12 protein-coding genes and 1 pseudogene are annotated in these 13,227 nt (G+C 68.2%); 6 read left to right on the forward strand and 7 right to left on the reverse strand.

What is annotated here, in order from left to right; translation table 11 throughout:
- The first annotated feature begins 12 nt into the window (after positions 1-12).
- Together ACGF4C_RS26700 and ACGF4C_RS26705 are read left to right on the forward strand one after the other, a co-directional pair.
- Entirely contained in the window at positions 13-489 is a 477-nt protein-coding gene (locus ACGF4C_RS26700; protein WP_393569338.1) for a hypothetical protein, read from the forward strand.
- Positions 490-546: 57 nt separating this feature from the next.
- Complete coding sequence (locus ACGF4C_RS26705) at positions 547-837, forward strand: hypothetical protein (RefSeq protein WP_393569339.1); 291 nt, start codon at positions 547-549, stop codon at positions 835-837.
- A 331-nt stretch (positions 838-1,168) separates the two neighbouring features.
- On the opposite strand, the gene ACGF4C_RS26710 is transcribed toward ACGF4C_RS26705, so the two are convergent.
- From ACGF4C_RS26710 to ACGF4C_RS26720, 3 genes are all read right to left on the reverse strand, one after another.
- On the reverse strand, positions 1,169-1,897 hold the full coding sequence (locus tag ACGF4C_RS26710) for an alpha/beta hydrolase (RefSeq protein WP_393569340.1): 729 nt from the start codon (positions 1,895-1,897) through the stop codon (positions 1,169-1,171).
- A gap of 424 nt (positions 1,898-2,321) precedes the next feature.
- Positions 2,322-3,041: an alanyl-tRNA synthetase gene (locus ACGF4C_RS26715; protein WP_393569341.1), complete on the reverse strand. Its 720-nt coding sequence runs from the start codon at positions 3,039-3,041 to the stop codon at positions 2,322-2,324.
- A 72-nt stretch (positions 3,042-3,113) separates the two neighbouring features.
- Positions 3,114-4,118, reverse strand: coding sequence for a DMT family transporter (locus tag ACGF4C_RS26720; RefSeq protein WP_393569342.1), 1,005 nt, complete (start codon positions 4,116-4,118; stop codon positions 3,114-3,116).
- A 238-nt stretch (positions 4,119-4,356) separates the two neighbouring features.
- Between ACGF4C_RS26720 and besA the strand changes: the two genes are divergently transcribed.
- The gene (gene besA, locus ACGF4C_RS26725) at positions 4,357-5,742 is read left to right on the forward strand and encodes an L-propargylglycine--L-glutamate ligase BesA (RefSeq protein ID WP_393569343.1); all 1,386 of its coding nucleotides are present in this window, start codon (positions 4,357-4,359) and stop codon (positions 5,740-5,742) included.
- A gap of 56 nt (positions 5,743-5,798) precedes the next feature.
- On the opposite strand, the gene besB is transcribed toward besA, so the two are convergent.
- The 3 genes from besB to besD are packed head-to-tail and all read right to left on the reverse strand — an operon-like array spanning position 5,799 to position 8,904.
- Entirely contained in the window at positions 5,799-7,337 is a 1,539-nt protein-coding gene (gene besB, locus ACGF4C_RS26730; protein WP_393569344.1) for an L-2-amino-4-chloropent-4-enoate dechlorinase/desaturase BesB, read from the reverse strand.
- Positions 7,334-8,104 (reverse strand): 4-chloro-allylglycine synthase BesC, encoded by a 771-nt coding sequence (gene besC, locus ACGF4C_RS26735; RefSeq protein WP_393569345.1) that lies wholly within the window; start codon positions 8,102-8,104, stop codon positions 7,334-7,336. Before besC ends, besB begins: the two co-directional genes overlap by 4 nt.
- A 41-nt stretch (positions 8,105-8,145) precedes the next feature.
- Complete coding sequence (besD, locus tag ACGF4C_RS26740) at positions 8,146-8,904, reverse strand: L-lysine 4-chlorinase BesD (RefSeq protein WP_393569346.1); 759 nt, start codon at positions 8,902-8,904, stop codon at positions 8,146-8,148.
- 604 nt (positions 8,905-9,508) lie between these two features.
- Here besD and ACGF4C_RS26745 point away from each other — a divergent pair.
- Genes ACGF4C_RS26745 through ACGF4C_RS26755 form a run of 3 tightly spaced genes read left to right on the forward strand, consistent with a single transcriptional unit; the run spans position 9,509 to position 12,233 of the window.
- Positions 9,509-10,306: a 2OG-Fe(II) oxygenase family protein gene (locus ACGF4C_RS26745; RefSeq protein ID WP_393569347.1), complete on the forward strand. Its 798-nt coding sequence runs from the start codon at positions 9,509-9,511 to the stop codon at positions 10,304-10,306.
- 38 nt (positions 10,307-10,344) lie between these two features.
- Positions 10,345-10,935, forward strand: coding sequence for a nitroreductase family protein (locus ACGF4C_RS26750; protein WP_393569348.1), 591 nt, complete (start codon positions 10,345-10,347; stop codon positions 10,933-10,935).
- Positions 10,932-12,233 carry a cation:proton antiporter gene (locus tag ACGF4C_RS26755; protein ID WP_393569349.1) on the forward strand — a complete coding sequence of 434 codons (1,302 nt, stop codon included), beginning with the start codon at positions 10,932-10,934 and terminating at the stop codon, positions 12,231-12,233. Before ACGF4C_RS26750 ends, ACGF4C_RS26755 begins: the two co-directional genes overlap by 4 nt.
- A gap of 498 nt (positions 12,234-12,731) precedes the next feature.
- On the opposite strand, the pseudogene ACGF4C_RS26760 reads toward ACGF4C_RS26755, so the two are convergent.
- A pseudogene (locus ACGF4C_RS26760) lies at positions 12,732-13,026 on the reverse strand (GNAT family N-acetyltransferase); the annotation flags it as partial.
- Between the last annotated feature and the right edge of the window lie 201 nt (positions 13,027-13,227).

Consider the following 13,227-nt stretch of genomic DNA (forward strand, 5'->3'; position numbering starts at 1 on the left):
CGGCATGGAACGATGGCCACCATGTCAGGTCAGGTCTGGGTGTCACTCATATCGTTGGGCGGCGTTGTCCTCGGCGGCATGCTGTCCTACCTCGTTCAGCACAGGACTCAACTGTCATCGGAGCGCGCTGAACAACAACGGCAGCAGAACGTGCTGTCGGAGGCCCGGCGCGCGGAACGGTTGGCGCTGCTGGAGCGGTTCGTGGAGGTGGGGGCCGAGGCCGAACGCTCCGCGTTCAGCCGGCCTTCCGAGTTCGACGACACCCACCCCTGGTACCCCAAGACCCAGGACGTCATGAACAGGCTGTGGGTCGCCGAGCGGCTCATCCGCATCCAGTTCCCCTTCTCCGTGCATGACGCAGCACGTGCGTACTTCCTCGACCTCAACCGGACGGTGTGGGAAGGCTTGCCCGACGGCGAGAGCATACGGGACTACCTTGAGGAGAACCGGCTGGCGTTCCTCGACGCGGCCCGAGCGGTCATGGGGTAGCCCACCGCCGAGGTCCGAAGATCCTTTACGGGACAGCCCTTAGGAAACCCGGCCGCAGTGTTCGGCCTGGATATCGCGCGATCCGGCAGCCCGATGCACCGCGTCGGCGCGGCAACGGGCATCGCAAACATCGGCGGTTACACGGCCGCCCTGCTGGCCGTGATGCTCATCGGCGTCACCCTCGATCGCGCACACGCCACCTCTGCGGATCCGGGCGTTGCAGACTTCCGTCTCGCCCTGGCCACCCAGTTCTTCCTCCAGGCCCTCGGCGTCGTCCTGCTCTTGCGTCTGCTCAGGAGGCGCCGAGCGGGGTCCGGTCCGTCGCCGGTCTGCGTGAGCGATACGTGAGCGGACGGGCCATCACCTGTTGGACCGCAGTAGGAAGCCTTCGGTCGAGGCACGGCCCATCGGGGCACTGCTGGAACCAGTGCTGTTACAGCCTGTCGACCATTCGGTTCACCAGGGCGCTGAACGCTTGGGGTCCAGCAGGTCAGTCCGTTGGTCCGAAGCGAGCACGAGCGCAGACAGCGCAGCTCCACAGAAGGTAGCGCGGGCCCCTACCGAGAGTCTGGCAGGGGCCCGTGGTGCAGAGAGCCGAGGAGAGCCGGAACCTGTCCCTGGATGAGCAGCATCCTGGCCAACACGGCTTACCGTCTGCTGGGGGCCTGACGGTCCGGCGTCACTTCAGGTGTCGGGCGAAGAACTGGCCCGCGGCGTTCCCCGCGAACTGTGGGACGCCGGTGTGCCCGCCCATATTGGCGTGCAGCGTCTTCTCCTTGGAGCCGAAGGCGTCGAACAGGTCCAGGGCCGCCTGCCGGTCGTTCCCTTCGTCGTCCCACTGCAGCAGGACATGCAGCGGAATGGTGACCTGGCGGGCCTCCTCGAACATGGCGCGAGGCACGAAACTCCCCGCGAACAGAACGGCGGCCGAGATGCGCGGCTCGACCACCGCCAGCCGGGTCCCGATGGAGATCACTCCCCCCGAGTACCCGACCGGGCCGCCGATGTCGGGCAGCGACAGGAGGGCGTCCAAGGCTGCCTGCCATTCCGGGACCGCCTTGTCGACCAGCGGGAGGATGAGGGCGCCGATGATCTCGTCGTTGACCGGCTCGCCGGCCTCCATGGCCCGGCGCAGGTCGGCGAGGGCCTGCTCGGCGGCGGGCCAACGGGGCCGGTCGCCGCTTCCGGGGAGCTCGATGGTGGCCGTGGCGAAGCCGTCCGCCGCGGAGTGCCGGGCCCGGGCCACCAGTCGGGGGTACGTCTTGCGCAGCCCGAGGGGAGGGGGGCTGAGCAGGATCAGCGGCGCCGGTGCGGATGCGGGCGTCCACAGGATGCCGGGGATCTCGCCGAGGGTGAATTCGCGCTCGAGGAGGCCGCCGTCGAGACGCCGTTCAGAAGTGAATCGCATGGTCGTGCCTTTCGGGAGTGCCATGGAACGGCGCTCCCGGACGACCTATCGCCCGACCATGGCCCCAAAGGGGAGCACCCATGTCGATACGTTCACGGGTACCACCTCCTCGTTCTCCTGCACGGCCTCCGGAAAAGTAGCAGTGGCCGCCGTGGTTCCACCAACGGGTTTTCGCAGCGGCTCCGTGGCCGGATGCCGCGGCGTCGGAACACTACGCAGAGCAGCTCGGGGGCTCATCGCAACTTCCCGAGTGGAGGCTTTCCTTGCCTCTTCCGCTACGAACCGGGAACCGGCCTGGAACTGACCAACCCCCGCCGGAGCCGTCCGACCGGGGTTCCTCACCTCGCAGGACCCAGGCTTGCTGTGGCGGCCCGGTGCCAGGACGGGGCCGCGACCAGCGTGGCGGATCCTGCGCGGACGGCCGTCAGGATCCGTCGGCCGGGGCAACCGTCACGTGGGCTGCCTCGTAGCCGACCTTGAGGCGGCCCGACTTGATTTTGACGGAGCGGATGGAGACATCGGTGAGGCAGCTCAGGTCGGTGACGTGTGTGCCACCGCAGAACTCCGTCGCGAGCCCCTCGATGGTGATCGTCCGCCGCCCGTCGCACTCACCGGAGCTGATCGGGAGGCCCTGTGCGATGGCCTTGGCCACTCCCTCCTGGACGGATTCGGCCAATTGTTCCTTGGCCACTTCCGCGCCCTCCAGCTCGTATTCGACCCGAGCCTGACCGGGAAAGTGGTTGCTGCCCACGTGCCGCACCCCGAAGGGGCGAATCAGCGCGTCGACCAGGTGACCCGCACTGTGGAGGGCGGCATGCAGGCGTCGTTGTTCGGCGTCGATGGCCGCGGTGACCACTTTCCCCTCGGAGAATTCCAGCTGGTCGTTTCCGGATTCCAGGGCCAGGTCGACGTAGACCCAACCCGATTCCGGGTCGCGGACGGGGGAGGCAGGAATATCGTCGACCCGGCCCCGATCGCTCGGCTGCCCTCCGCCCTGCGGGTGGAAAATGTTGTCCACCAGGGCAAGCCGAATTCCGGCGGGGCTCGCCGCGCAGCTCAGAATCCTGGTCTTGGCCTCGTAGGTGTACGTCTGGGTCAGATAGACGTGGTTCTGCGTGTCCACTGTGCGTCGGGTGCCTTCCATGCGGCTCACGGTGTGTTGCGAGAGAGTGCTCATGGTGCGCTACAGGAGAAGTTGAGGGGCAAAAATGGCGAATTATTTAAGCCCTGGTGCCGCCGGTCCGGGCCGCTCGGCCGGTCGGGCCGTTCGGTGATGGGACGGCGGCTCCTTCCTGTCCGGCCCCTCCGTGTGGACCATCCCGGACTCTGCGGCCAGCGCGTCGGTGGCATCGTCGCGGACGGCTCGGCGTGGGCGGCGATTGATGAGTGCGACGCCCGTGATCCCGAGCACCCCGCCGACCAGCGCCAGGGGGGACGGCACCTCCCCCAGCCATACGTAGGCGACGATGAGGGCGACCGGTGGCACGAGGTACAGGGCCGCGGTGGACGAGGCGATGGAGAGCCGGGCGACCGCGTACCCCCACACCACGAAGCCTACGGCGGAGGGGAACAGTCCGAGAAAGACGGTGGACGCCAGCGACGCCGCCGACGCGGTCGCGAAGCCGTGCACCATCCAGGGGAGGAGGGGCAAGAGGAAGAGAGTCCCGGCCCACATCGCGTAACAGGCGACCTCCAGGCCGGTGTACCGGACCAGGAGGGGCTTGGTCGCGAAGTGGTAAACGCCCTGGACAACGGCCGCGGCGAGGACGACCCAGGCCGAGGCGGTGTATTCGGCGTGACCTCCGGCCACCGCGATCACCGCCGCGCCGACGATTGCCACCACGCTTCCGACCGCCTTCAGCCAGGTGATCCGCTCCCCCAGGAAGGCTGCCGCGAGCAGCACGCTGAACACCGGCGCGACGGCGATGAGCAGGCTCGCGGTGCCGGCGGGGACGTGCACCTCGCCCCAGTTCAGAAGAATTTGGTAGGCCGACATGCCGCTCGCGCCGCACAGCACGATCATGGGCAGGTCGCGCCGGCGTGGGGTGCGTACACCGAGGAACGGTGCCGCGATCGCCAGGGCGACCGAGGCGACCACGAGGCGGGCCAGCGAGAGACCGGCGACACCGAAGCCTCCCAAGCCTACGCGAATGGCGGGGAAGGCCGACGCCCACGCGAAGACAGTGAGGGCCAGGGCCCAGATGGCTTTCGGGATCTTCACAAGCCCGATCGTGTCACCGACGCATGTATGGATCAAATGACCCAGACGTGAGTGAAGGGGCGTCGGGTTATTTCTGGCCACGCACCTTACGCTAACCGCTCGCACTCTTTTACGAAAAATCACCGGAACGTGTAATTCCGATCCCGTTTCTACCGACAGGTTCGTACCCTTGCCTGAAGCATCCGGCCCGTATGGGACCGGCGGCCGCAACTCGGACAAGCGAGGCAGGGCCCTTCTTATGGCTGATTTCGGCTTCACGCGGATTCTGATCTACGCGTTCAACTACGCGGACCGGATACTGCAGGAGGTGTCATATCTTCAGTACTCGGCGGAGCGGAGCCTTTGTTTCCTGTGGGACCTCCGCGACCCGGCAGTGCGGGCGGTCGTCGTGACGTCGGAACCGGTCGATCCCTACACGCTTGAGTACCACTTCCGCGATGTTTTCCAGTTCGACGACCGAATGATCGAAAGCGCCCGTGAGCGGCTGACCCTGCTGACGCCGAGCTCCGACCAGCCCCGCCCGCTCGATGACCTGGTCCTCGGCGAGGACCGGATCGTGGACGCGCTGCGGGGCGCCGCGCAGGAGAGTGCACGGACCTCCATCGTCCACTTCATGGCCTCCAACTCCCTCGACACGTTGGCCCGCAGGATCGGTGCCGATCTCGAAGAGGGCCACCGGTCGTTCGTCGCCCGCTGGGGGAGCAAGGCCGGCGGCAAGGAGATCCTCCTGCGCGCCGGTGTCGCGGTGCCCGACGGGTCGGCGGAGGAGCTGCGCAGCGAGGAGGCCGTGGTACGGGAAATCGAGCGGCTCGCCTCGGGCCCGCGCAGGGCGCGGCGCGTCATGGTGAAGCTGAGCCCGGACACGTATGCCGCGTCGATCGGCAATGTGCTGGTCGACTGCGCCAAGCTCGGCAGCACGGGGGACCTCCTCGCAGCGGCCGAGGTGATCCGGATGCCGTCCGACGACTTCTACCGGGAGCTCGCCAGCGGCGGGGCGATCGTGGAGGAGTTCCTCGACGACGTCGCCTCGTCGCCCAGCGGGCTCGGGGACATCGGCGCGGACGGCACGGTCAGATTCGTCGCCAGCCACGACCAGGTGCTGTCGGGCGGCCAGTACTGGGGGTGCCGGTTCCCGGCGGAGGAGCGGTGGCGGCCCGTCATCAGCGACGCGGTCCTGCGCACGGGTGCAGTGCTGGCCGAGCTCGGCCACCGGGGCACGTTCGGTATCGACTTCGTGGTCGCGGGAGAGCGCGGGCCGCTGGCGGTGGAGATCAACCTGCGCAAGGTCGGTCCCAGTCACGTGCTGAGGTATGCCGAGGCACTCGTCGGCACGGAGGTGGGGGACGACGGACTGCTGCGGCGGAGCGACGGGCGGCCGATGTACTACGTGCACGGGCGGCTGCACGAACCGGAGGCGCTCGGCAGGATCGACCCGAGGACCGCTGTCGAGCGGCTGCGTGCGGAGGGGTTGCTCTACCACCCGGACAAGGGCGAGGGCGTGGCCCTGCATGTGCTGGGGGCCCTGAAGTCCTGTGGCTTCGTGGAGTTGACCGCCCTGGCGCCCACCTTCGAGGCCGCCGACGCGTACGGCAAGGCGGCGAGAGCGTCCCTGTTGCGTGATTGAGGGCGCGTACTCATAAAGGGGAACCGCCCCAGGTGTACCGGGGCGGTTCCCCTTCCTCAGAGGGGGCGCAGGGCCTGCTCGAAGGTCTCCAGGATGCGCTCCGGTTCCTCGGTGCCGACGGAGATCCGCAGCATGTCCCGGTGCAGTCCTCTGGCTCGCAGAGCGGCCCGGCCCTCCGGCGTCGAGAGCAGGTCGTAGTGCGCGATGAAGATCTGTGGTGACGCCATCGTGAACTCGGCCCCGAAACTGGGGCCCTTGGCCACCGCGAGGTGGTCATACACCTGCTCGAGCGGGACTTTGAGGTCCACCATGAGCAGGCCCCCCGGTGCGTCGGGCCGGCGTTCGACCTTGCGGTAGTTCCCCCGGGAAGCGGCGTCGTACGCCCAGCCGACGCGTCGGACCACTTTGTCGTGGCGGGCGAGACAGGCCGCGAGGGCAAGGGTGTTGGCGTTCACCCGGTCCATACGTTCCGCATAGCCGCGGATCCGGGCGGCAACCCGTGCCGTGTCGCGGTGGTAGGGCTCGTCGCCGTGACGCCGCAGCTCGGTGCGGAGGTCCGGCCCGAAGGAAGAGGCCGGGTTGACCACGGCCGCGCCCATCAGGACATCGGCCGATCCGGTGGCGTACTTGGTGAGGCTCTCGCAGACGACGTCGGCGTACGGGAGCACCTCGACGTTGTAGGGGGTGGCGATCGTCGCGTCGACCACCAGCGCACAGCCGGCCCGGGTGGCGATCTCCCGCAGCGCCGGGATGTCCGGGGTGCGCAGGCTCGGATTGCTCGGAACCTCCGCGATGATGCCGGCTAGCTCCCCGGCGTGGGCATCGGCGACGCGGGCGATCTCCGACAGGTCGAACGGGTCGGGGACCGTGGTGTGTTCGACGTCGATGACGCGCTTCTCCAACAGGCTCATGGTGTCGAAGAAGATCCAGCCGAGCTGGAGCCATCTGCGCCGGCCGTTCTCCCGCTGGATCCCGGAGACCGCGGCGAGGGCCGCCGCCACCGCGTTCATGCCGCTGTTGTGCAGCGATACGTCCGCGGCGTCGCGCACACCATAGGCCTGGGCGAGGACAGCCCGGACGGCTTCCGCGGGCGCTTCCTCCACCGCGGCCTCGGCTTGCCGGTTCTCGATCAGGCCGGCGTCCAGCAGGATGTCCTCCGCCTCGCGCGAGGACAGGTGGCTGCCCGTGTGCTGTACGTACGCACGGGCCCGTGCGGCCGAGGGGCCGTCGGCGGGGAGCCGCACCCCGTGCAGGCCGTTCCGCTCGAACACAGTTTCAGGGGTGAGGCCGGCGTACGTCGCGGCGGCCCCTGCGGCTCGTGCCGAGCGGGTCAGGAGGAGTGCGTTGGCCGGACCGATGCCGTCCTGAGCGAGGAGCCCCGCCACCCGTGTCACATACGGGTGGGTACGGAAGCGCGGGTAGCCCCAGGAGATGCGGCTTCGGGTAGCCGCGTCGCCCGACTCGTAGCCGATGACCGCAGCGATGTCGGGGATCGAGACGGACACCGAGTGGAGGGAGCCGGGGACGGGGCGGCCGACGGCGGTGTGCCGCAGGCTGCAGGCCGCCCCGAGCTCCCCGGATGCCTCGGTGGTCATACCCCGAGGCCCACGAGTTGCTGCACGCCGTCCCAGTAGTGCTCCACGAGCCCGAGGAATTCGAAGGCCCCCTCCTCGAACTTCTCCCGGGTGGCCGGCGATCCCACATAGGGAGCGATCGCGTTGAAGACGGAGTTGCTGTGGCCCACCTCGACGTCGATGTGCAGCTGCCAGAAGTGGCGCAGGTCCTTGTCGTAGCCCTGATTGGCCAGGCCGTCATTGATCTTGGAGACCATGATGGACGACATGGTCTCGTCGGCGTACAGCGCGCCGAGGGCCTTGTGGATCGGCGATTCGGTGTAGAGGACCCGGATTCCGTCGTTCAGGCGCTTGGTGACCTCAAGCGGCTCGTAGCCGTCGAGGTGTTCCTTGTCGATTCCGATCCGGGCGAGGAAATCACCGAAAAGGACGGAGTGGGTCGGATCGCCGCCGACCTCGTCGGCCACGTTCAGGATGATTTCCCGGAGGATCATCTCGTCCCGGGTCTTGATCGCCATCCCGGTGATGTAGAAGGGGAGATGGCGGAAGAAGTAGTAGCACTCGCTGTACATGAGGCGTTCTTGCTCGGGGGTGAGCCGCGTGGTGCGGTAGGCGTTCAGATACGGGTGCTCGACACCGCGGTGTCCGGCGATACGGACCAGCAAGCCGTCCAGGTATTCCTTGATTGCCGGGTCCTGGACGGCTATCCGGCGGCGGATCCCCGGTTCGACGTTGTCGAAGTGGTCCCGTAGCGCCGTGGCGGATTCCGGGGCGTTCATCTCGGTCATGGCCGTCTCTCCTCGTGGGCGGGAATCGGTGTCGGGGACTTTCACTTCTTGATGGCGGACGCCGCCGAGACGTTGGCGTCGTCCCACCACCGGTCGTCTGCGTCGAGCTCGCGCTTCATGTCCCGGTCACCTGCCCACGTCATGTTCAGGATGATGCGGGTGGCATCCTCGCGCAGCGGGATCGTGCGGTGCAGCGTGGTGTCGGTCCGAAGGAAGTACACGTCTCCCGAAGCGAAGTAGTAGGTGTTGATGGGGTTTTCGGCGAGGTAGTTGTTGATCCGCGGTGCGGCCTTGTCCCACGTGGTGTGGGGCACGCACTGGAGCAGGCCGCCGACGTCGATCGGCGGTGCCACGAGCACCCAGATGAGGGCGAAGCTGAAGTCGCCCCAGTGCCAGCCGTGCGTATCCCCGCGCTGTTCCTGGCGGGTGATCAGGTATTCCTCGTCGGCCTTCGGGCAGGGGTGCAGCTTCTCGCCGGCGAGGGCTTCCAGAGTGCGTATGAGGTCGGGATTCGAGTAGATCGAGGTCACCAGTTCGCTGTTGGCCGCGATCATCTCGCTGGGCACCACGGACATCGAGCGGCGGGTGTAGCCGGTGGTCTGAAGGCGTAAATCGCGTCGCTCGGCGTGCTTCTCAAGGAGGCGTTCCGCTTCGGTGCGCACCAGTTGACGTGTGTGCTCTTCGATCAGGTCGGTCACTGTGGCGATGCCGTACCGGTGGTAGTGGTGCGACAACCGGCGGATCTCGCTGCTGTCCAGCGGCGTGCATACGCTCGTGGGACCAAGTCCGTTACCGCTCACGAAGTGTCTCCGATGTTCGGCTGGTGAATGCGGGATCGGCAGCACTGTTCAGAGGGGGACGCCTGGTGGAAAGCGTGTTCAGGACCGTAAGTGCGCTTCCCGGCCCTGATCAACCACGCGATCACGGGAAGGCGTGCATTCCGGTCAACTCGCCTGGCAAACTCCATGCACTTATGGCAGGTTGGCGCAGGATGACAGGTGCCGAACGATGAAGTCGCGGGTGATCCACTGTCGGGGTATGGGCAGACGAGCGTTCGGGGCACGACAGGATGGATCTTCCCGGCCGCTCACCACGTCACCGTCCGATTAACGTGGCGTGAATCGCATGACGGCCATTTTCGACCTCTCGACGGTTCGACAACTACGTTCTATCGAGGGGGCGTTGCTACGCTGCCCACTCGCGCGAACAATCAGCGGGGCATACCGTAGTGCGTCCCAACCTCCACCAGGCTCCGCATTCCGGTAGTTGACGACCGCCCGGCCTTTTTCCCGATGGGCGCCGCCAATGTCCGGAGCCCGTACATTCCCGTGTGCGAAGACGCTGCTCTGCCTCGCCCTGCCCCAACCCCGGCACCCCAGTCTTGACCTCGGATGTGGAGGCATGATGCCCAGCACAGCGCTCGACCCGAGTTTCTTTGCCGAGGACGTGTCCGCCTTCTCCAAGGAGCACATCACCGCTATCGCGACGGGCGAACTCGCCGCGGCCCGCATACCCGGCTTCTTCGAGCGGGTCGGTCTCGACGGTATGACGTCCGTACTGCACCGTCTGCCCACCGTCGACTACTACCCGGTCCGGGTCGCCATGACGAGGTTCGGCCCGGCCCTCAACGACTACCGCACTCCCCAGGGTGTGTTGCAGGCGGATCGCTACTGGCCGGATGCCGAAGCCGCGGAGCGGATGTGGCGGGAGGCCGGCATGCGTCCGGACCCGACCACGGTGTCGCTGGACATGCTCGGCGAGGCGTGGGGGGCGAAGGTGACAACCGCCACCATCGGTGGGCGGCCCGCCTTCGTGGGGATGATGCGCGAGATCAACGCGGGCACACTCCTGCACTACGACGACATCCACCTCGAATACCCAGGTGGCCTCTTCGATCAGGAGATCGTCTCCCAGCTCACCTACAACGCCTACCTGGTGGTGCCGAAAGAGGGCGGCGGGACGAGCCTGTGGCAGCACCGCTGGGAGGCGTCCGACGACGTCCACCGTCAACGGTACGGGTACGCCCCCCGTGTGGTGGACGGCTGCCGGCGCCTCACCATTGCCCCCGGCCGGGGGGACGCCCTGCTGTTCAACCCGAACCACTACCACCGGGTGCTGCCGAACGGGGAGGGCCAGCGGCGCATCACGGTGACGTTCTTCCTCGGCCTCACCCCGGCCGGCGATCTGGTCGCCTGGTCCTGAATCCGCCCGCCACACGGCCTGGAAGGAAACGGCGCCCGATGGACGTCATGACCGCGATCGTCACCCGCAGGAGCGAGAAGGTACTCGGCGAACCGGCCCCCAGCGACGAGGAGTTCGCATATCTCCTCCGCGGCGCGGCCACAGCACCCGATCACGGAAGGCTGCGCCCCTGGCGCTGGATACTGGTGCGCGGTGACGCACGCGCCGCTCTGGCTCGTACGCTGACTACAAGGGAACCCCGCGCCGTCGAGAAGGACCCCGCCAGCCTCCTGGAGCCGCCGCTGCGGGCGCTGCTGGTCTTCGCCCCCCTTCCGGGACACAAGATCCCCGAATGGGAGCAGCTCGCCGCCAGCTGCTCCATGACGCATGCGCTCATGATGCTGCTGCACGCCCGGGGATACGGCAGCATCTGGCGCACCGGGCGGCTGTGCACCAGCCACGGCCTGCGCGGACTGTTGCACATGGCGGACGGCGAACGATTACTGGGCTCCCTGGACATCGGTACGCCTCCGAAGGGCCCCCGGCAGCGCAGGCCGCTTCCGGACATCTCGGACCGGGTCTCCGTCTTCGAGGCTGTGCCCGCCGTGCGGGCAGCGGGCGGGCCCCGCGAAGCGGCCGGCGCGGAGTGAGCGGCGGACTTCTCGTACCGGCCGGTGTACTGCTGGCCACGGCCCTGGTCCTGGGGCGGCTGGCCGTACGCGTCGGCATGCCGGCGGTGGTCGGTGAACTGTGCGCGGGGATCCTGTTGGGCCCCTCGGTGCTCGGCCACGCCGTCCCTGCCCTGTCGTCCTGGCTGCCCCGCGCGGCAGTGCCGCACGGTCCCCTGGACTCGATCGGACAGCTCGGCGTGGTGCTCCTGGTGGGCACCACCGGTATCGAGATCGATACGAAGATGCTGCGCCGCAGGAAAGCAGCGACCCTGACCGTAGGCACCACCGGCCTGCTCGTACCGCTGGGACTGGGTGTGTCGGCGGGGTTCCTGTTGCCGTCGTCGCTGGTCGCCGTGGGAAGCGGGCAGCCGGTGTTCGCCGCGTTCCTCGGCGTGGCGCTGTGCGTCAGCGCCATCCCCGTGATCGCCAAGATCCTCGCCGATATGCGCCTGCTCCATCGCACCGTGGGACAGCTCATTCTCGGGGCCGGCATGGTGGACGACGCCATCGGCTGGCTCCTGCTGTCGGTGGTGTCGGCCATGGCCAGCAGCCAGGTCCGGGCCGGCCATGTCCTCCTTTCCGTCGGGTACATGGCGGGCGTGGTGATCCTGGCACTGACCGTCGCCCGGCCCCTGGTGCGCCGGGCGCTGGCCATGGCGGAGCGGGCCGGCGATGCCGCCCCCACGATCGCCGTGGTCACGACGGTCCTCGTCCTGGGCGCCGCGGCCACGCAGTCACTCGGCCTCGAAGCGATGCTCGGAGCGTTCATCGGGGGCGTTCTCATCGGCTCCGGAAGCGACGTCGACCTCAGGAAGCTCGCTCCGCTCCGGGCCGTTGTCATGGCGGTGTTCGCCCCCCTGTTCTTCGCCACCGCGGGCCTGCACCTTGACCTGGCCGCCCTGGCCCATCCCGTGGTGGCACTCGCCGCCGGGGTGGTGCTGGCGATCGCCGTGCTCGGGAAGTTCGCCGGAGCGTTCCTCGGGGCGCTGCTCGCCCGGCTCGGGATGTGGGAAGCGGTGGCCATGGGTGCGGGGATGAACGCGCGCGGTGTCATCCAGATCGTCGTCGCCACGGCGGGCCTGCGCCTGGGCGTACTGACCACCGCCACGTACACCATCGTCGTCCTGGTCGCGGTCGTGACCTCGGTGATGGCTCCCCCCGTCCTGCGTGTCGCGATGCACAGGATCGAACAAACCGAGGAAGAGGAACTGCGCCGCCGCGACCTCGCCGCGTTCTCCGAACCGAGCATCGAGGGCCCGCCTCCACAACGGCAGTGACCGGGCTGAGCCGGTTCTTCGCGGATCGGCGGCAACAACACGAAGACCCGGAACCGTACGGGTCGGCACACCCACGTCCGACTCACCACGCACGGCCGGTTGGCGTTCCAGCGGCATGCCGCAGCCCTACAGAGGATCGTGGCGGCGGCGCACGAACCGCAGGAGTGAGGCGCCTGGGCCGGATCGCCAAAGGGCCTCCCGTGCAGGGCAGTTGGCGGGGATGTCTTCCCCGGGGCGATTCGGGTGCGGGTGGCTCCCGCCAGAGGAAGGACTGAAGCCTTCCGCCCCCCATTCGTCAGGTCGCCGGGGCTCGGTCGGCCGGGCTGCCAGGGTTCGGGAAGCGACGGCAGTCGGGCGCGAGGAGGTCCACTGCCCGTCGTACGGGCACCTCAGCCGCGTTGTCCCAGGCCCTCTTCGTCATGCGGGCACCCCGGACTCGTCCATGACCACAGCCATCTCACCTGGGGGAAGGGCAGTGGGAATGCAAACGGATCGGGTCGCCGCGAGGCGCATCGAGCCGACGTCGGCAGTCTGGGTGTGGAGCACTACCGGCTCGCCGGGAAGGGCGTCCTCGAACCAGTCGAGTGCCGACGCGCACGCCTCGGCGGTATACCCGAATCCCCCCGCTCACTCCCGGGCCACCGCTCAGGCACCCCGGGCAGCTCGCGCTCAAGCTCTTCACCCGGGCGGGGCCGCCGAGGTAGGTGTGCACCTCTGGCGACGCCAGCAGTTCGATGAACGCCGCACGGTCCCGGGCCTCGGGCTCACGGAGTACGAGCCTGGCGGTCCTGATCGGGCGTACCGCGCGAGGTCGTGCCGCAGAAGGGGGAAACGGTGCGCGAGGTCGTGGATGACATCAATCGCACCCGCCCGGTCGAGGCGGCCGAGCACCACGGCCACTGGTGCGCCCAATGCGGGACCGTCAGGGGGAACTCGCCCGTGCGGCACACCACTTCGAGCCGGAAATTCCGGTGGCACGGCAATGAGTCGCCGC

This window comes from Streptomyces sp. NPDC048197 (assembly GCF_043202395.1).
Taxonomy (GTDB): Bacteria; Actinomycetota; Actinomycetes; order Streptomycetales; family Streptomycetaceae; genus Streptomyces; species Streptomyces siderophoricus.